This is a genomic window from Streptomyces sp. NPDC025784 (assembly GCF_055558435.1).
In genome coordinates, this window is sequence record NZ_JBVHMN010000007.1 from 61073 (window position 1) to 77848 (window position 16776).

Annotated in this window: 18 protein-coding genes; 13 read left to right on the forward strand and 5 right to left on the reverse strand. The window is 70.7% G+C overall.

Going from position 1 to position 16776, the window contains the following annotated elements; all coding sequences use genetic code 11:
* Positions 1-46: 46 nt before the first annotated feature.
* The 3 genes from ACZ4IF_RS17570 to ygfZ are packed head-to-tail and all read left to right on the forward strand — an operon-like array spanning position 47 to position 2079.
* The gene (locus ACZ4IF_RS17570) at positions 47-622 is read left to right on the forward strand and encodes a heme-binding beta-barrel domain-containing protein (RefSeq protein WP_359488788.1); all 576 of its coding nucleotides are present in this window, start codon (positions 47-49) and stop codon (positions 620-622) included.
* Between the two features lie 35 nt (positions 623-657).
* Positions 658-1095 carry a Fur family transcriptional regulator gene (locus tag ACZ4IF_RS17575; RefSeq protein WP_359488786.1) on the forward strand — a complete coding sequence of 146 codons (438 nt, stop codon included), beginning with the start codon at positions 658-660 and terminating at the stop codon, positions 1093-1095.
* Positions 1096-1104: 9 nt separating this feature from the next.
* On the forward strand, positions 1105-2079 hold the full coding sequence (ygfZ, locus tag ACZ4IF_RS17580) for a CAF17-like 4Fe-4S cluster assembly/insertion protein YgfZ (protein ID WP_359488784.1): 975 nt from the start codon (positions 1105-1107) through the stop codon (positions 2077-2079).
* A 32-nt stretch (positions 2080-2111) separates the two neighbouring features.
* Here the strand turns inward: ygfZ and dtd are convergent, their stop codons facing one another.
* Complete coding sequence (gene dtd / locus ACZ4IF_RS17585; protein WP_359488925.1) at positions 2112-2537, reverse strand: D-aminoacyl-tRNA deacylase; 426 nt, start codon at positions 2535-2537, stop codon at positions 2112-2114.
* Positions 2538-2926: 389 nt separating this feature from the next.
* On the opposite strand from dtd, the gene ACZ4IF_RS17590 reads away from it, so the two are divergent.
* From ACZ4IF_RS17590 to ACZ4IF_RS17600, 3 genes are all read left to right on the forward strand, one after another.
* Entirely contained in the window at positions 2927-3580 is a 654-nt protein-coding gene (locus tag ACZ4IF_RS17590) for an RsiG family protein (RefSeq protein WP_467563821.1), read from the forward strand.
* A gap of 415 nt (positions 3581-3995) precedes the next feature.
* The gene (locus ACZ4IF_RS17595) at positions 3996-5000 is read left to right on the forward strand and encodes an asparaginase (protein WP_467563823.1); all 1005 of its coding nucleotides are present in this window, start codon (positions 3996-3998) and stop codon (positions 4998-5000) included.
* Between the two features lie 339 nt (positions 5001-5339).
* A complete protein-coding gene (locus ACZ4IF_RS17600) occupies positions 5340-6596 on the forward strand; it encodes a GNAT family N-acetyltransferase (RefSeq protein WP_467563825.1) in 1257 nt (418 codons plus the stop codon).
* Between the two features lie 205 nt (positions 6597-6801).
* On the opposite strand, the gene ACZ4IF_RS17605 is transcribed toward ACZ4IF_RS17600, so the two are convergent.
* The gene (locus tag ACZ4IF_RS17605) at positions 6802-6987 is read right to left on the reverse strand and encodes a hypothetical protein (protein WP_028804356.1); all 186 of its coding nucleotides are present in this window, start codon (positions 6985-6987) and stop codon (positions 6802-6804) included.
* A gap of 216 nt (positions 6988-7203) precedes the next feature.
* Between ACZ4IF_RS17605 and ACZ4IF_RS17610 the strand changes: the two genes are divergently transcribed.
* Positions 7204-8112, forward strand: coding sequence for a GntR family transcriptional regulator (locus tag ACZ4IF_RS17610; RefSeq protein WP_467563828.1), 909 nt, complete (start codon positions 7204-7206; stop codon positions 8110-8112).
* A 57-nt stretch (positions 8113-8169) separates the two neighbouring features.
* Here the strand turns inward: ACZ4IF_RS17610 and ACZ4IF_RS17615 are convergent, their stop codons facing one another.
* Positions 8170-8358, reverse strand: a complete 189-nt coding sequence (locus ACZ4IF_RS17615) for a hypothetical protein (protein WP_467563830.1) — start codon at positions 8356-8358, stop codon at positions 8170-8172.
* Between the two features lie 206 nt (positions 8359-8564).
* On the opposite strand from ACZ4IF_RS17615, the gene ACZ4IF_RS17620 reads away from it, so the two are divergent.
* Complete coding sequence (locus ACZ4IF_RS17620) at positions 8565-9443, forward strand: GntR family transcriptional regulator (protein ID WP_467563832.1); 879 nt, start codon at positions 8565-8567, stop codon at positions 9441-9443.
* On the forward strand, positions 9443-10180 hold the full coding sequence (locus ACZ4IF_RS17625) for an HAD family hydrolase (protein ID WP_467563834.1): 738 nt from the start codon (positions 9443-9445) through the stop codon (positions 10178-10180). The genes ACZ4IF_RS17620 and ACZ4IF_RS17625 overlap by 1 nt, the downstream gene beginning before the upstream one ends.
* 67 nt (positions 10181-10247) lie before the next feature.
* Here ACZ4IF_RS17625 and ACZ4IF_RS17630 read toward each other — a convergent pair whose 3' ends face one another.
* Positions 10248-10430 (reverse strand): hypothetical protein, encoded by a 183-nt coding sequence (locus ACZ4IF_RS17630; protein ID WP_467563836.1) that lies wholly within the window; start codon positions 10428-10430, stop codon positions 10248-10250.
* A 235-nt stretch (positions 10431-10665) separates the two neighbouring features.
* Here ACZ4IF_RS17630 and ACZ4IF_RS17635 point away from each other — a divergent pair, with 235 nt between their 5' ends.
* The 3 genes from ACZ4IF_RS17635 to ACZ4IF_RS17645 all read left to right on the forward strand — a co-directional run bounded on the left by ACZ4IF_RS17635 (position 10666) and on the right by ACZ4IF_RS17645 (position 14988).
* Positions 10666-11568, forward strand: coding sequence for a GntR family transcriptional regulator (locus ACZ4IF_RS17635; protein WP_467563838.1), 903 nt, complete (start codon positions 10666-10668; stop codon positions 11566-11568).
* Between the two features lie 238 nt (positions 11569-11806).
* Positions 11807-14041: a phosphotransferase family protein gene (locus tag ACZ4IF_RS17640; RefSeq protein ID WP_467563840.1), complete on the forward strand. Its 2235-nt coding sequence runs from the start codon at positions 11807-11809 to the stop codon at positions 14039-14041.
* 59 nt (positions 14042-14100) lie between these two features.
* Positions 14101-14988: a hypothetical protein gene (locus ACZ4IF_RS17645; protein ID WP_467563842.1), complete on the forward strand. Its 888-nt coding sequence runs from the start codon at positions 14101-14103 to the stop codon at positions 14986-14988.
* A 31-nt stretch (positions 14989-15019) separates the two neighbouring features.
* Here ACZ4IF_RS17645 and ACZ4IF_RS17650 read toward each other — a convergent pair whose 3' ends face one another.
* Positions 15020-15991 carry a zinc-binding dehydrogenase gene (locus ACZ4IF_RS17650; RefSeq protein WP_467563844.1) on the reverse strand — a complete coding sequence of 324 codons (972 nt, stop codon included), beginning with the start codon at positions 15989-15991 and terminating at the stop codon, positions 15020-15022.
* A gap of 139 nt (positions 15992-16130) precedes the next feature.
* Here ACZ4IF_RS17650 and ACZ4IF_RS17655 point away from each other — a divergent pair, with 139 nt between their 5' ends.
* Positions 16131-16760, forward strand: coding sequence for a TetR family transcriptional regulator (locus ACZ4IF_RS17655; protein ID WP_467563846.1), 630 nt, complete (start codon positions 16131-16133; stop codon positions 16758-16760).
* Positions 16761-16776 lie beyond the last annotated feature (16 nt).

Here is a 16776-nt window from a genome sequence, read left to right on the forward strand (position 1 = left end):
CTGACCGCAGTCACCGAACTGACGCTACGAGACTTCTGAGCTGCTCATGATCGAGATCCCGTCGGACCTCCACAAGGACCTGGTCCCCCTCGCCTTCCTGCTCGGCAACTGGGCCGGCGCGGGCGTTCACGACTTCCCCGGCTCCGAGAAGTGCAACTTCGGGCAGGAGGTCACGTTCACGCACGACGGGCGCGACTTCCTGGAGTACCACTCGCACACCTGGGTGCTCGACGCCGACGGGAACAAGGTCAGGCCGCTGGAGAGCGAGTCCGGCTTCTGGCGCGTCGACGCCGACCGCAAGGTCGAGGCCGTGATGACCCGTGACGACGGCGTCGTCGAGATCTGGTACGGCGAGCTGGCCGACAAGAAGCCGCAGATCGACCTGGTCACGGACGCCGTGGCGCGCACCGCCGCGGCCGGCCCGTACAGCGGCGGCAAGCGTCTTTACGGCTACGTGCACAGCGACCTCATGTGGGTCGGCGAGAAGCAGACCCCCGAGGTCGAGCTGCGCCCCTACATGTCCGCGCACCTGAAGAAGGTCGTCACCCCGGAGGACGTCGAGCGCTGGGCGAAGGCCCTGCCCGACGACATGCCGGACGACGGCATCGCGTTCTTCAAGTAGTCATCGTCTCCCGGAGTGGTCCTAGACTCTCTGGTGTGGTGAGCACCGACTGGAAGAGCGATCTGCGGCAGCGCGGCTACCGGCTGACCCCGCAGCGGCAACTCGTGCTCGAAGCCGTGGACACCCTGGAACACGCGACCCCCGACGACATCCTCGTGGAAGTGAGGAAGACGGCGTCGGGGGTCAACATTTCCACGGTGTACCGGACCCTCGAACTCCTCGAGGAGCTGGGGCTGGTCAGTCACGCGCACCTCGGACACGGCGCGCCGACGTACCACCTCGCGGACCGGCACCACCACATCCACCTGGTGTGCCGCGACTGCACGAACGTCATCGAGGCCGATGTGTCGGTCGCCGCCGAGTTCACCGCGAAGCTGCGGGAGACCTTCGGCTTCGAGACGGACATGAAGCACTTCGCGATCTTCGGGCGCTGCCGTGACTGCACCCTCAAGAGTTCAAGTACCAAGTCGTAGGCTAGGCGCATGAAGAGCCCTCTGCTGTCCCTGCCCGGCGCTGTCCCTGCCGAGGGCGTGGACGAAGGCGTCGCCGCCCACTACGGCGATCTGTTCCGCGAGCAGCGCGCCCTCGCCGACGGCGCGGGCTTCGTCGACCTCTCCCACCGCGGTGTCGTCACCGTCACCGGGGAGGACCGGCTCAGCTGGCTGCACCTGCTGCTCACACAGCACGTCACGGACCTCCCGGTGGGCCGCGCCACCGAGGCGCTGATCCTCTCCGCGCACGGCCACATCGAGCACGCGCTGTACCTCGTCGACGACGGCGAGACGGTGTGGATGCACACGGAGCCGGGCACCCAGGAGGCGCTGATCGCGTACCTGGAGTCGATGAAGTTCTTCTACCGCGTCGAAGTCGCCGACTCGACGGCCGAGTTCGCGGTGGTGCATCTTCCCGCCGGCTCCATCGCCGAGGTCCCCGAGGGCGTCGTCGTGCGGGAGACGCCGTACGGCCGTGACCTCTTCCTGCCGCGCGCCGACCTGGAGGCGTACGCCGAGGACGCCGTGAAGCACGGGCCGCCCGCCGGGCTGCTCGCCTACGAGGCGCTGCGGGTGGAGCATCACCGTCCCCGGCTCGGCTTCGAGACCGACCACCGCACCATCCCGCACGAACTGGGCTGGATCGGCACCGCGGTTCATCTCCAGAAGGGCTGCTACCGCGGCCAGGAGACCGTCGCCCGCGTGCAGAACCTGGGCAAGCCCCCGCGCCGCCTCGTCTTCCTGCACCTCGACGGCAGCGAGGTCCACCTGCCGCCGCACGGCACCGAACTGCGGCTCGCGGCCGACGGCCCCGACGGCCGCAAGATCGGCTTCATCACCACGTCCGTACGCCACCACGAACTGGGCCCCGTAGCCCTGGCCCTGGTGAAGCGGAACGTGCCGGTGGACGCGCCGCTCATGGCGGACTCGACGGCGGCGGCCCAGGAGGTCGTGGTCGAGCCCTAGGGGGCTTCGTCCGGATCAGCTCGGGTCCGCGGTCACATCTCCAGCAGCACGGTGAACGGGCCGTCGTTCGTCAGCGAGACCCGCATCTGCGCGCCGAAGCGGCCCGTCGCCACCGTCGCGCCCAGCGCGCGGAGCTGGGCGACGACCTCGTCGACGAGGGGTTCCGCCACATCGCCCGGCGCGGCCGCGTTCCAGGTGGGGCGGCGGCCCTTGCGGGCGTCGCCGTACAGCGTGAACTGGCTGATGACGAGCAGCGGCGCGTCGACGTCGGAGCAGGACCTCTCGTCCGTCAGCATCCGGATGGACCAGAGTTTGCGGGCGAGTTGGGCCGCCTTCTCCTTGGTGTCCTCGTGCGTGACCCCGACGAGGACGCACAGTCCCTCACCGGTGATCTCGCCGACCGTCTCGCCCTCCACGACGACGCTCGCGCCGTCCACCCTCTGCACCACCGCACGCATGCCGCCCATGATGCCGTGCCGCCGCGCCGCGACGTCGCGCGGGCCCTCAGGCACCTCACCCGCCTCGCGGGCACCGCCTTCATCAGGCGCGTCCAGGCGTGTCGTACGGGCCCCGTCACGCGCCTCGGGCCGCGCCCGAGAGGTGTCGCGCGGGTCGTCCCGCACGCCGCGCGGTTCTGTCACGGGCGCCGTGCGAGCCCGGCGCGGGCGCTGCGCGGACCTCCGCGCGCGCCCGGCTCCCTTCGCGTGATTTCCGGGGGCGCTAACCCCCCATCTGGGGCCTATCGGGGGCACTCGGTCACATAGCGACCACTTGGGGTGGCACGATGCAGTGTGTTGCGGTGCATACGTGGGGTGGACCGCGCCGGTCGAGGGGACGGTAGAGGCAGATGAGCACACCTGGTATCGGGCAGCCGCCCGCAGCCGTGTCATTGACCCGGACGAGCCCACGGGCCGGAGGGGTGGCCGCGCGGCCACCGGCGCAGCGCACCGACAGCCCCCTGTCCGTCGACCCGCCCCCGCACGACCTGGCCGTGCTCCGGCTGCCCGAACTGCGCACGCTGCGCCGGGACGCCCAGCGCGACGAGGCCGACCTCAGCTATGTGCGACGGCTCCTCCAGGGACGCATCGACATCCTGCGGGCGGAACTGGCCCGCCGCGGCGGCCTGCGGATCCCCTCCCTGCAGCCGGGCGGGCCCGGGTCCCCCGACTCCGTGGAGGTGTCGGTCGTCGCACGGCTCCCGGAGATCCTCACGGACGCGCCCGCCCGGCACCGATCGTCGGCCCGGCACGTGACCGTGGGCACACCCCATGGCGAGGAGTACCGGCGGCTGGCCGCCGACATGCTCGCCGAGGTCGAGCTCTCCGACCTCGACGCCCGCACCGACGAGGAGCTCGGCGCGGGCCTGGGACGGCTCGTCCGCTACGAGCGGCAGGTCTCCCGGCGGCGCCAGCAGCTCCAGCGCACGGCCGACGACTGCAGCGCCGAGATCGCCCGCAGGTACCGTGAAGGAGAAGCACAAGTAGACGACCTGCTCATGTGACGCGGCGGCCCCGGTGATCCCGGGGCCGTGCGGCGGTCGCGGCGGCTCCCCCCGGGGCCGGCCTGGCCCGGGGACCTCCCGGCCGGCCGGACCGGATCCGGGGCTCCCGCGCCGCCGCCCGGGAAGACCCGGGGCCGCGGTGGCGGTGGTCGCACGCGGCCCGGTGACCGGGGCCGTGGTGGCGGTGTCCGAGCCCCCGCCCGGGAGATCCGGGATGTGGTGGCGGCGCCGTGCCCGGCCCGGTGGGACCGGTCCGCGTCCGCGACGGCCGCGACCGGGCCCGGTGCCCGGTTCCACGGCGGCGGCGACCGTGTCCCGGCCCGGAAGGCCCGGCGCGCGGGAGCCGGCCCCCGGATCCGGCGACGTTCCGGGTCCGGCCGCCTGAACGGGTCCCCGTCCCGGAAGGCCACCGCCGATGTCCGCCGTTCCCGCCCGCACCACCGCAGACCCCGCCATATCCCGCGAGCCCGCCTCGGCGCCCGCGCACCCCGTCCTCGCAGAGATCGTGCGCTCCGGATTCGTCGAGGGGCGGCACCGCGGCAGCCTGGTGCTGCTCGCCGCGGACGGGACGGTCGAGCTGGCGCTCGGCGACGTGACCGCGCCGGTCTTCCCCCGCTCGTCGAACAAGCCCATGCAGGCGGCCGGCGTGCTGCGTGCCGGCCTCGAACTGGCCGGAGAGCGGCTCGCCCTCGCCGCCGCCAGCCACTCCGGCGAGACCTTCCACCGTGATCTCGTCCACAAGATGCTGGACGAGCACGGGCTCGCGGCCACCCAGCTCCAGTGCCCGCCGGACCTGCCGCTCGACCCGGCCGAGGCCGAGACCTACCTGGCCACCGGCGAGGTCCGCGACCGCGTCACCATGAACTGCTCCGGCAAGCACACGGCGATGCTCGCCGTGTGCGCACAGCGCGGCTGGCCCACCGAGTCGTACCTCGACCCCGGGCACCCCCTCCAGCAGCTGATCCACTCCGTGGTCGAGGAGGCGGCGGGCGAGCCCGTCGCCGCGGTCGGCACGGACGGCTGCGGGGCACCGCTGATGGCCATCAGTCTCACCGGCCTCGCCCGCGCCTTCCGCTCCTTCGTCCTCGCGGCTCCCGGCTCCGCCGAGCGTCGTGTCGCCGACGCGATGCGCGCCCACCCCGAGTACGTCGCCGGTACGCGCCGCCCCGACACCTGGCTGATGCGGGAGATCCCGGGCGCCCTGTCCAAGATGGGCGCGGAGGCCGTCCAGGCGGTGGCTCTGCCGGACGGACGCGCCCTCGCCTTCAAGATCGACGACGGCGGGAGCCGCGCCCTGGGGCCGGTGCTGGCCCGCGCGCTCGGCCTGCTCGGCGTGGACGCCCCGGTCGTCTCACACATCGGCCGCTCGCCGCTGCTGGGCGGGGGCCGCGAGGTGGGGGAGATCCGGGTGGCGTTCTGACGGTGGGCTCGCGGTCCGCACGAGGGGCGGTGCGGGGTGGCCCGGGGCGGTCGTCTCCCGGGACCCGATCACGGGCCGGGGAGGCGGGGGTGTTGCCAAGAGCCCGATCGCGGTCCGGTGCGCGGCTGTTTCCCAGGAGGCCGGCCACGGGCCTCGGGAAGCCGGCGTTCTCGGGGAACCGACCGCGGGCCCGGAGGGACCGGTGTCTCCCGGGTGCCCGCCTTCGCGGCGCGTGCGGACGGTTCCGGGCCCCGTCCCTGGGCCGGGGCCCGGGCGGCAGGGTGTGGACCGGCGAAAAACGTCGCGACATCCGCCGCGCCGTACACCTAGCGTGGCGCCATGAGCCCCCGCGAGACCACAGACGTACGAGCGATCACCGAGGCCGAGATCGCGGACTGGATCCGCGCGCTGAACACAGGGTTCCTGCGGTCGCCGGCCGTGTCGGAGCGGGAGCTCGCGGACCGCAGCTCCTACATCGTGCCCGAGCGCACCCTGGGCGCCTTCGACGGCGCCCGGTGCGTGGCGACGTTCCGGTCCTTCCCGCAGGAGCTCACCGTCGTCGGCGGTGCCGCCGTACCCGCCGACGCCATCTCGAACGTCACGGTCACCGCCACGCACCGCCGCCGCGGCCTGCTCAGCCGCATGATGGCGGCCGACCTGGCGGCGGCGAAGGAGCGGGGAGACGTCGTCGCGACCCTGATCGCGGCGGAGTACCCGATCTACGGCCGGTACGGCTTCGGTCCCGCCACCAGCACCGCCCAGTGGACCATCGACGTACCGCGCACGGGCCTCGATCCCCGCTGGTCGGGACCGGACGACGGCGGCCGCATCGACCTGGTGGACGGCGAGGACGTCCGCAAGACCGGTCCCGAACTGCACGAGCGGCTCCGCCGCGCCCAGCCCGGCGCGGTCAGCCGTGACGACCGCTGGTGGCAGGCCAACACCGGCGCGCTCGTGCTGGACCGCTCGCCGTGGACCGAGCCGTTCTACGCGATGTACCGCTCGGCCGGCGGCGAGGTCGAGGGCCTGGTCTCGTACGAGGCGGACGACAACTGGGGCGACGCCAAGCAGCCGTTGAACACGGCCGACGTGAACTGGCTCATCGCGGTCACCCCGCGGGCCGAGCGCGCCCTGTGGCAGTACCTCTGCTCGATCGACTGGATCGCCCGGGTCAAGACGGGCTGGCGCGCTCCCGACGACCTGCTGCCGCACTTCCTGCCCGATCCGCGCGCAGCGCGCATCACCACGCAGTCGGACTGGCTGTGGGTGCGCGTCCTGGACGTCGTACGGGCTCTGGAGGCCCGCACCTACGCGGGTTCGGGGACGCTGGTCCTGGAGGTCTCGGACCGGGACGGGCTGTCGGCCGGCCGGTACGCGCTCGACGCGGGGCCGGACGGCGCGTCCTGCGCGCCGACCACGCGGGCCGCCGACCTCACGCTGGACGTGGGCGAACTGGCGGCCCTGTGGCTGGGCGACGAGTCGGCGGTGCGGCTCGCCGCGCTGGGGCGGGTGCGGGAAGAACGAGAGGGCGCCGCCTCCGTTGCCGACGCCCTGCTCCGCACGTCCAGGCGACCGTGGTGCCCGGACCTGTTCTGAGCCGATTCCGTACCTTCGTACCTCCTTTGTGGCCGGGGCCGTGGGGCCGGTGTGCGACGACGTCCATCCGTAGCGATTCAGTTGTGGTGGTGCCGGGCGGTGCCCTGTCGTGCCGGGCGGTGCCCTGTGGTGCGGACTGACCGAGCTCCCGGCTCCCCTCCGGAAGGGAGCCCGGTCAGCCGGACTGCCGGACGGTGGGCGCCCGTCAGCCGGACTGGGCGAGCAGCATCACGAGGATCACGGCCCCGATGCCGCTGATCGCGGTGTTCTTGGCCTTGAGCCCGATGGACAGTGCGACGAACGCGATGATGCCCATCGGCCCGTACTTCCACTGGACGAGCTGCTCGAATCCGATGGCGAGGGCGGCGACGGCGAGGGCGATGAACGGCATGACGATCCCTCCTTCGGGACGGAGCGGGCGGGACCCCGCTGAGGACCGTCCGTCCGGCCCACCTGGCTGACAGGTGCGACTCCGACGGCCAACCCCCCGGAAGTTTGACCATGTTGCTGAAGTTGGCGACCAACTCACTCTTACTTATCTCCGCGTTGGGTCGACTCATAACCACCTATCCAGTAACTGCCCAAAGATGGCGGGAAGTTGTAGTGTTTGGTCGTGGACCCGGAACATGCCCCCGTCAATGGGCGGAACAGGTCACCACGGCCACACGCGTCACACCGTGACGTGGCCGACGAGCTGCGCAGGCGGATCAGGTCCGGTCAGCTGCGAGCAGGTCAGCGCATGCCCACGCAGGCCAAGCTGGCCGACGAGTTCGGCGTGGAGCGCGCGGCCGTGCGCCGGGCGCTGCGCATCCTGCAGTCCGAGCGGCTGCTCGTGAACATGTCCAAGGGGAGCCCGGCGACCGTCGCCGACCAGCCGGAGAAGGGCCTGACCGGTCCCGAGGCCACGCCGCAGCCCACCACGGTGGCGCTCGGCGCGCGGATCACGGCGGCCTTCGCCGCCCCTCACGTGGAGATAGACGCGCTGTGCCTGACGTCGATCTCACTGACCCTCGCCATGGGCGAGCCGTTGCGTCAGATTCACGCCGGGCGTATCAAACCGGCCAAGGTGGATGTCCGGGTGCTGCTCCCGAGCAGCGACATCGACCTGGCCTTTCCGGCTCCCGTCGACGCCTCGTCCGACGGCCGGCTCCAGCGCAACTGGCTGGCCAACCGCAACGCCCAGGGCCAGGTGCTGCGGCACAACCTGCTCGCCCTGCGCGCCACGCACGGCATCGACGTCAACGTCACCTTCCGCTCGCTCCCTTTCACGCCGCCCGTGAAGCTGTACCTGCTCAACGGCGCCGAGGCCCTCTTCGCGTACTACACCCTCGTCAAGCGTGAGGAGGAGATCGACCATGTACATCTGGAGATGTACGACGTCCAGGGCACCCAGTCCATGCTCTTCCCGTTCACCCAGGGCGCCGGGCTGCGGGACACCACGTTCGTCGAGCAGTCCCACCTGTGGTTCAACGCACTGTGGGAGACCATCAGCTCGGAGCTGGTGCTCACGAACTGAGGTCTCCCGGGCGGAGGCGTTGCGGGCGGATGCCGTCGGGTCGGCGGTCGTCGCAGCTCACAGGGCGGGGCCGGCGACCATCAGGGCGAGCACGACGGCCCCGATGGAACTGCACGCGGGGCTCTTCGCCTTGAGCCCCATGGTGAGCAGCAGCAGTCCCACGATGCCCATGGGGCCGTACTGCCACTGGACGAGCTGTTCGAAGCCGACGACGAAGACGGCGGAGAGGAGGGCGATGGCGGGCATGGTGGTTCCTCCTGCTTCAGGTCCTTCTTTCACGGAAGACCGGTGCTGGGCCGGTGGGGGCGGCGGGAGCAGGGCCGGGACGGGAGGCAAAACTTCCGCCAACTTGGCCGAGTTGGCTACCAACTATGCATAGGTTGTCCCCAGTTGGTTGATATCAATAAACAACTTCAGAACAACTCCCGGTAGATGGACGCAAGTTGTAACGTTTGGTCGTGACCCAGGAGAACGTGGCAGTGAACGGCAGCAGAAAGATCTCGCCCCAGGAGATCGCCGACGTGCTGCGCGAGCGCATCCGCGCCGGAGACCTCAAGGCGGGCGACCGCCTGCCCACTCAGGCGGAGTTGGCGGAGGAGTTCGGTGTCGAGCGCGGCACCGTCCGTCAGGCCCTCCGCGCACTCCAGGAGGACGGTCTCCTCAGCAACGTCAGCAAGGGCAGCCCGCCGCGGATCGCCGAGGTCCCCCCGGTGCGGGACGAACCGCAGCCGACGATGGTAGGCCTCGCACCGCGTCTCACCGAGGCGTTCTCCGTGCCCCACGTGCGCATCGACGCCGCCTGCCTCACCGCGGAGACCCTGATGCTGGCCCTCGGCGACCCGGTCCGTCAGATCCACGAGGGCAGGATCCGCCCGGCGTCGATCGACGTACGGATCCTGCTGCCGTCGCGGGACATCAACCTGGCCTTCCCGGTCCCCGTCGAGGCCCAGGGCGAGGACGACCCCGTCCACAAGCGCTGGCTGGACCAGCGCAACGCCCAGGTGGTCGTCCTGCGCCACAACCTCCAGTCCCTGCGCTCCTCGCACGGCATCGATGTCAGGGTGGCCTTCCGCGCCCTGCCCTTCACCCCGCCGGTGAAGCTCTACCTGCTCAACGAGGCCGAGGCGCTGTTCGCGTACTACATGGTCACCAAGCGGGAGGAGGCCGTGGACAGCGGCATCCTGGAGATGTACGACGCCCTCGGCTCCGCGTCCCTCCTCTTCTCCTTCGAGAAGCGGGCCGGCCAGCGGGACGCCGCCTTCGTGGAGCAATCCCAGAAGTGGTTCGACGCCCTCTGGGAAACCATCACCACGGACCTGACACTCTCCTAGTGACTTCTGATACGGCGCAGACTGAATCGGTGGCAACAGAGACAGAGAACCTACGGGAAGTGATCACCCGCGCCCGCTATGTCCTCTTCGACTTCGACGGCCCCATCTGCCGGCTGTTCGCGGGGCACTCCGCGGAGGACGTGGCGAAGGACCTCGTGGAGTGGCTGGAGCGGCACGGGCTGCTCGGGCTGCTGACCGAGGGCGAGCGTGTCCACCCGGATCCGATGGCTGTCCTGTACGCGGTCAACCGGCGGGACCCGCGCAGCGATCTGGTGGCGGAGCTGGAGGAGCGGCTCACCTACCAGGAGCTCCAGGCGGTGCCCTCCGCCTGGCCCACCGCCTTCGCGGACCCGTTGATCCGCACCTGGAGTGCGGTCGGCGTCCGGCTGGCGATCGCGACCAACAACTCCCCCCGCACAGCCGCCGGGTACCTAGCGAGCCGGGGTCTCACCGAGTGTTTCGCACCCAACATCTACGGGCGTACGCGTGACCTGCACCGCCTCAAGCCCGATCCGCACTGTCTCAACCGTGCCCTGAACGCCCTGGGTGCGGCCCCGTCGGCGGCCCTCATGATCGGCGACGCCCCGTCGGACCTGCTCGCCGCACGGCAGGCGGGCGTTCCGTTTCTCGGCTACGCGCGTAACGAGGACAAGGAGAAGCTGCTGCGCGACGCGGGGGCGGAGCACGTGGTGAACTCGCTGGAGCCGGTGCTGCGGCTGGTCCGCGACCAGGGCTGAGCGCTCGGCGCCGGATCGGACCCGACTGACCGTTGCCGGACTCGGACCTGACGGCCCATCGCCGGGATCAGGCTTGAAGGCGCAGTGCCAGCAGACAGACGAGGAGCCCGAGAGCCCACCAGCCCGGGTGCTCCCGGAGTGTCCGCCCGATCGCCTTGAGCGAGATCCGTATGAGCAGGGGTGCGAGGGCCAGCAGGAACAGTCCCAGACCGCCGAGCGGTCCGAGCCGCGTCTGTACCACCTGTCCCACCCCGAATTGAATGATGGTCCCCACCAGTTGAAAGAAGACCACGTCCCCCACCCCGTCCACTTCAGAGAATCGATCAACTACCTGTCCAATTGGACTGATTGTCCTGAAGGTGGTGTGCCCTGCCTGACTGATCGCTTAACGGGCAGGCGTCTTCGGGATATGCCGACCGGCGTATCCGGCCGCCAGTGTGACTGAAAGCGGTTTGCCCGGGCACGGAGAGCGGTACGGTCGCGATGTGGGCGAAGGGCGCGGCGACGGAGGCGGCACGGAGTTCGACCGTGTCCTCGGAGAGCTGCGCACCCGGATAGCCGACGGGACGTACCCGCTCGACTCCCAGCTGCCGCCGCAGCGTGAACTCGCCGAGATGTTCGACGTGTCGAGGGACACCGTGCAACGGGTGATGCGGGAGCTCAACAGCGAAGGATGGATCAGGTCCCGTCAGGGCAGCGGCACGCGCGTCGTGAAGAGGCCGACGCACGCCGATACGTCGAGCAAGGAGCCGCCGAGGGTGCGTGCGGCGCTCGGCACCTTCATCGCCCGGGCTTTCGCTCAACCGGTAGTCCAATTGGACGTGTTCACCCTCACCTCCGAGTCGCTGGACGCGCACATCCGCCTCCAGGCCGAACGCATCCGCCTCGGGGAGATCCGGCCCGAGCGCATCGAGCTGCGCATGCTGCTGCCCACGGAGTCGGTCGACCTCCCGTATCCCCGGGCCCGGGTGGCGGGCGCGGAGGAGGAGCTCCAGGGGCAGGGCCGGCCGAACCGGTTGCAGGAGCGGCTGCGGGGCATCACGCGCCGGCACACGACCTCGCTGCGTGTCGCGCTGCTCGACCTCCAGGCGGAGGGGCTGGTCCCCTCCGCCGAAGCACTGATCCGCTATGTGCCGCTGACTCCGACGTACAAGCTGTATCTGCGGCCCGGCGTCGAGGCGCTGTTCGGGCCCTACGAGGTGGTGGAGCGCCCCATCCTGCTGGACGACGGCACGGAGGTCGACGCCCTCGACGTCCTCGGCTTGGGCTCGACGCTGACCCGCCACGTGAACGACGAGGGCGACCCCGACTCGCCGGGGTCGGTGTTCATGGAGAGCATGCAGGGCTGGTTCAACTCCTGCTGGGACCTCCTCGCCGAGAAGTCCTGAGGCGACCTGACACACCGTGGGGCGATCCGGCCCGCGCCGGAGCGATCCGACGCACCCTGAAACAGACTCGGAATCACGCCTGCTTCGAACGGCTTGAGGCTCATGGGTGGAATCTCTCTCAGGTCGGTATCGAATGCTGACGTCCGGCCATCCGTAATTGCAGCAGAGCACTAAGGTGTGCTCACCTCTCGCGGCGCATGAACATCAATGGCGACGCACAGTTATTCAGGAGTGACCCGTGGGCGTTCCGCCGTTGCCTCTCAGGCCCGCTCCGGCGAGGGCGGCGGACCCCAAGTACGACGCCTTCGTGCGCTACGCCCGGGCCCTGGGGTCGTTCGGCCGGGGGCACCACAACACGAACTACATGGTGCGCCCGCTGCCCGAAGGGCACTCCGCGCTCCCGGAGTGCGAGGACGGGGCAGCGGTCACGGTCCGGGAGCCGATCCCCTCCGCACTGCCCGTCGTCATCAGGACCTGGCAGGACGAGGCAGAGGTCCTCGACAGAATTCGCCGTTTCCTGCCGCACGTGCCGCGCTGCCTGGTCAAGCGCGGGGACATGACCATCCTCAGCTATGTGGAGGGTGTGCCGCTCTCCAGCATCTGCCCCAACGGCAAGCCGGTCGACGCCGACCTCATCGGCGCGCTGGCGGGGCTGCTCGCCGACATGACGCAGGTCCGCAGACAGCACCTGCCGGAGTTGCCGCTGTCCTGGCCCCGCTCCAGCCGGAACAGCAGGGCCTTCCTGCTGGCTCTGGCACACGCGGCGGAAGAGCAGATCCGGCAGCGCAACTGGAAGGAATTCGGCGGCCTGTTCGCGATGCTGGGCATCCCGGACGACGCGCTGGTGCGGTTCGCGGAGCGGGTGCCCGCGCTGATCAGACGGCCCTTCAGCCTGCTCCACACCGACCTCCACCGGGACAACGTGATCGTCTCCTATCTCGGAGACCCGCCCCTGATCTGCGTCGACTGGGAGCTTGCGTCCTTCGGGGACCCGCTGCACGACCTCGCCACCCACCTGGTGCGGATGCAGTACCCGGATTACCAGTGGTCCGAGGTGATCGAGGCATGGCGGGAGGCCATGGGCAGCCGGCGCAGCAATGCCGTCGACGGCCTCGACCGGGACCTGAAGCACTATCTGGCCTTCGAGCGGGCGCAGTCGGTCTACCCGGACGTGATGCGGGCCGCCACCCTGCTCGGCGACATCTTCGACCAGCGCGACCTGGACGCCGCGACGGGTGCGGTGCACCGGGCGCTGGTCGCCGCCGAGGAACCGTTGCGCCTCAAGAAGGTGCCGGACGAGGGGGAGATCGAACGCATTCTCTTCCGTTGGAACGAGTCCAACGGGGTCAAGGCCGGCCGTGAGAGGTCCGTCTTCCAGATCGTGTGGGAGCGCGACCCGCGGGTGCCTGAGCATCCCGAGTTCTCCGGGACGGCGGTGAACAACGCGCTGTTCGAGGAGGGTGCGGCCTCCGCGGACCGCGTGTTCAAGGGGACGGCCCATCTGAACACGGCGGTCCGCGTCCCGGGGGTCCCGTTCCCGGTCATGGTCCGGCGGAAGGTGGGCTCGGCCAACCCCAGGGAACGCCGGTTTCTGGACGAGCACGCCGTCCTGAGGGCCATCGAGCGGTCCGGGACGCCGGTGCGTGCCCCGCGCGTGCTCGCTCTCGGCACCAGCGGTCTGAAAGAACCATTCACCATCCACTCGTACGAGGGATCGGCTGACGGCTTCGGGCCACCGGTCCATCCCGAGAGCGGGCTCCTGCCGCACGAGGCGGACGATCTGGTGGACCAGCTCGCCGCACTGACCCGGGTCGACTGCACCGAGCTGGACCCGTTCATGCGGGGGCCGGAGTTCTACTGGGAGCTCCAGTACGAGCTGGTGCGCCTGGTGAATGAACTGCCCAAGGCCACCACGGAGGTGGCGCGCGAGCTGGGACTGCCCAGCAGCTACCGGCTGATGCAGATCCTCGAACGCCACACCGTGGTGCCCCGCCGTCCGGTGCTGCTGCACGGCGACCTCAACCCGTGGAACCTGGTGCGCCGGGACGACGGGCGCCTGACGCTCATCGACTGGGAGATGGCGATGATCGGCGACCCGCTGTACGACCTGGTCCGCCACATGCACCTCACCCCGACCCGCCCCGAGATCCGCGAGCGACTGTTCTCCCGCTGGTACCGGTCGCTGCCCGAGGACTGCACGAAGGGCTGGAACCAGGACTGGCGCGTGTACCGGTGGATGGAGGTCGTCCGCTCGGCGTACGTGGACCTGGACCGTCTCCTGACCGGCGACAGCCTGGAGGCCCCCAACGTCCGCCGCGCGGTGGACGCCTACGCGATGACCCTGGCCGCGGCCACGGCCGCGCTGGGCCTCCCGAAGCGATGGAAGGTGCCGGCGAACCCCTATCTTGCCCGTGCGCTGATGTCCCGCAACGATGGAGACCCACGGACAGTTGAGGTCCCCGCGGACGTCTGACGGGCCCGTCGGGCCGAACGGCGCCGCAGGGCCCTTCGGAGCGGGAGGAGGCCCGGCGCATGTCCGGAACGGGGGGCAGGGCGGTCGACGGTGGCGTGGGCGCGCACCTGAGGCGGTTTCAGGAGCGCTATGAGCCGGTCTTCACACGGATGCTGCTGTTGACGATCTTCGTGATCGGTCTGACGGCGCAGTTCGTGAAGCCCGTGGGAGACGCCCTGGAGGACAAGGCGTTCCTCGGTGGCGCCCTGCTCAGCCTGGTCGGCTACGTCCTGTACGACACGGTGAAGGACCTTTCTGCGACGCTCCGCAGGCCTCCGCGCGTCCAGGTCGAGTCGCGCGAACTGGGCACCTTCGTCAATGACGCCTTCAGGGCGCGCGAGGTGGAGATCACCTTCCTCGGTTACACGGGTGAGACGCTCTGCAACGAGATGTTCCACCGGCTGGAGAAGCTCCTGGAGGACCCCGGGCCCACGAGGCACGTCTCCGTCAGGGTGCTGATCCCGGACTTCGGGCACGAGATGACCGTTCCGGCGCGGGTGGGCGAGGACGACGCGCCGGTGGACGACCCCGACTTCCGCAAACGCATCGAGTCGAAGTGCAAGGAGTACGACGAGACGCTGTCGGGCATCGAGGAGCGTCTGAACGGCCTGGGCAGGGTCAGCGCCGAGTGCGAGTACCGGGTCTACCCCGGCATACCGCGGGACAAGATATGCATCTTCAACCGGGAAGTCGTGCTGCACGGCCTCTACAACGTGGCGGCCCGCACCATGCTGCGGAGTGCGGGCCCCGAGTTCTACGACCCCAAGGGCTACCGTACCGACCTCAGCGTCTGGTCCCGGGGAGCCGGTGACGACGCCAAAGCGGTGGTCGCCACGTGGAACAAGCATCTCGACGACCTGTGGAACCTGTCGTTCGCACCGGGCTGGCGGCGGGTGCCAGGGAGCTGAGCCTGGCCCCCGCCCCCTCCTGACCGCGTCGTCACACCTTCAGCAGCGCCTTCCCCACCAGCCGCCGGTCCTCGATGGCCGCGTGCGCCTCGGCCGCGCGGTCCAGCGGGAACACCTCGCCGACCACCGGGTGGAGGCGTCCCGCCGCGGCTCCCTCCAGGGCGGCGGCGGTGAAGCGGCGCAGGTCGGCGGGGGAGAACTGGACGTCCGCGATGCCGAAGAGGGTGATGCCGCGGCGGGCGGCCTCGGCCGGGTCGACGGGGGAGAAGGCGCCCGTCGGTGCTCCATGGGCGGAGAAGCGTCCGCCGTCGGCGGTCAGCGGAAAGGCGGCGGCGCCGAGTGGTCCGCCGACGCCGTCGAGGACGACGTCCGCGGCGGGCTCCGGGCCGCCGAGGGCCTCACGTGCGGCGGCAACCCAGTCTTGGCGCGTCGCGTCGACCACCGCGTCCGCCCCCAACTCCCTCACCAGGGCCAGTTTCGCGGTGCCCCGGGCCACCGCGACCACGCGGGCCTCACGAGCCTGGGCGAGCTGGATCAGGAGCGTGCCCATGCCTCCGGACGCGCCGAGGACGAGGACCCGGTCGACGGCGCGGACGGCGGTCCGTTCGAGGAGGCCGGAGGCGGTGACGCCGTCGTGGACCAGGGCCGCGGCCCTGAGCAGGTCCACGGAGTCCGGTACGACCGTCAGGGCGGAGACCGGGGCGACGGCCCGCTCCGCGTAGCTGCCCCGCACGAAGGACACCACCCGGCGGCCCAGCCACTCGTCCGGCACGTCCGCTCCGAGGGCGGCGACGACCCCGGAGACACCGCCGCCGGGAACGTACGGAGGTGTCACCGGGAAGAACTCGCGGCCCCAGCCCGCCCGTATCTGTGTCTCCACGTAGATCGTGTCCGCGTAGGCGACGTCGATCACGACCTCGCCGGGCGCGGGCGCCGGGTCCGGCAGATCCACGGGGGCGAGTACCTCGGGCCCGCCGAACGCCTTCACCTGAGCTGCTCGCATGGGTCACTCCTCAGCAGGATCTTCCTTCGGGGTCGACTCGGGACGAGCCGCCGATCACTGCCCGCAGTCTTCGACCTCAAGTCCGATTGAGGTCAAGCGCCGTCCCTGGGCGGCCCCGGCGGTGCGTACGCTCGTGACCATGGGTGAGACCGGACTGCGCGAGCGCAAGAGGCAGCGGATGTACGAGGACGTCTCCGAGATCGCGATCGGAATGTTCCTGGAGAAGGGGTTCGACGCCGTCTCGGTGGCCGAGGTGGCGGCCGCAGCCGACATCTCCAAGCCGACCCTCTTCCGGTACTTCCCGTCCAAGGAGGACCTCGTGCTGTACCGGTTCGCCGACCACGAGACGGAGGCGGCGCAGGTGGTCGCCGGCCGTCCGGAGGGGCAGTCCGTGATCGGCGCGCTGCGTGCGCACTTCCTGGAAGGGCTCGGGCGGCTCGACCCCGTCACCGGGCTCAACGACCATCCCGCCGTTCTCGCCTACCTCCGGCTGCTCTACGGCACGCCGTCGCTGGTGGCGCGGCTGTACGAGTACCTGGAGCGGTCCGAGGGGGCGCTCGCCGAGGCCCTGGGCGGCGGCCTCGACGCGCGGCTGGCGGCCGGGCAGATCACCGCGGTGCGGCGCATCCTCGCGCTGGAGAACTGGCGGCGGATCGCGGACGGGGAGACGGTGGCGCAGGTGCGGGGGGACGCCGTGGCCGCCGCCGAGCGGGCGTTCTCGCGGCTGGCGGCAGGGCTGCCCGAGCTGGCCACCTGCACAACCAAGTAAATAATTTAACTCGGTA

Bases quoted from the DNA above. Each gene is read 5' to 3' on its own strand.
- ACZ4IF_RS17590 (WP_467563821.1), top strand. From the start codon at position 2,927: ATGAGCACACCTGGTATCGGGCAGCCGCCCGCAGCCGTGTCATTGACC.
- ACZ4IF_RS17615 (WP_467563830.1), bottom strand. From the start codon at position 8,358: ATGCCCGCCATCGCCCTCCTCTCCGCCGTCTTCGTCGTCGGCTTCGAA.
- ACZ4IF_RS17655 (WP_467563846.1), top strand. From the start codon at position 16,131: ATGGGTGAGACCGGACTGCGCGAGCGCAAGAGGCAGCGGATGTACGAG.
- ACZ4IF_RS17595 (WP_467563823.1), top strand. From the start codon at position 3,996: ATGTCCGCCGTTCCCGCCCGCACCACCGCAGACCCCGCCATATCCCGC.
- dtd (WP_359488925.1), bottom strand. From the start codon at position 2,537: ATGCGTGCGGTGGTGCAGAGGGTGGACGGCGCGAGCGTCGTCGTGGAG.
- ACZ4IF_RS17570 (WP_359488788.1), top strand. From the start codon at position 47: ATGATCGAGATCCCGTCGGACCTCCACAAGGACCTGGTCCCCCTCGCC.
- ACZ4IF_RS17645 (WP_467563842.1), top strand. From the start codon at position 14,101: ATGTCCGGAACGGGGGGCAGGGCGGTCGACGGTGGCGTGGGCGCGCAC.
- ACZ4IF_RS17605 (WP_028804356.1), bottom strand. From the start codon at position 6,987: ATGCCGTTCATCGCCCTCGCCGTCGCCGCCCTCGCCATCGGATTCGAG.
- ygfZ (WP_359488784.1), top strand. From the start codon at position 1,105: ATGAAGAGCCCTCTGCTGTCCCTGCCCGGCGCTGTCCCTGCCGAGGGC.
- ACZ4IF_RS17650 (WP_467563844.1), bottom strand. From the start codon at position 15,991: ATGCGAGCAGCTCAGGTGAAGGCGTTCGGCGGGCCCGAGGTACTCGCC.
- ACZ4IF_RS17600 (WP_467563825.1), top strand. From the start codon at position 5,340: ATGAGCCCCCGCGAGACCACAGACGTACGAGCGATCACCGAGGCCGAG.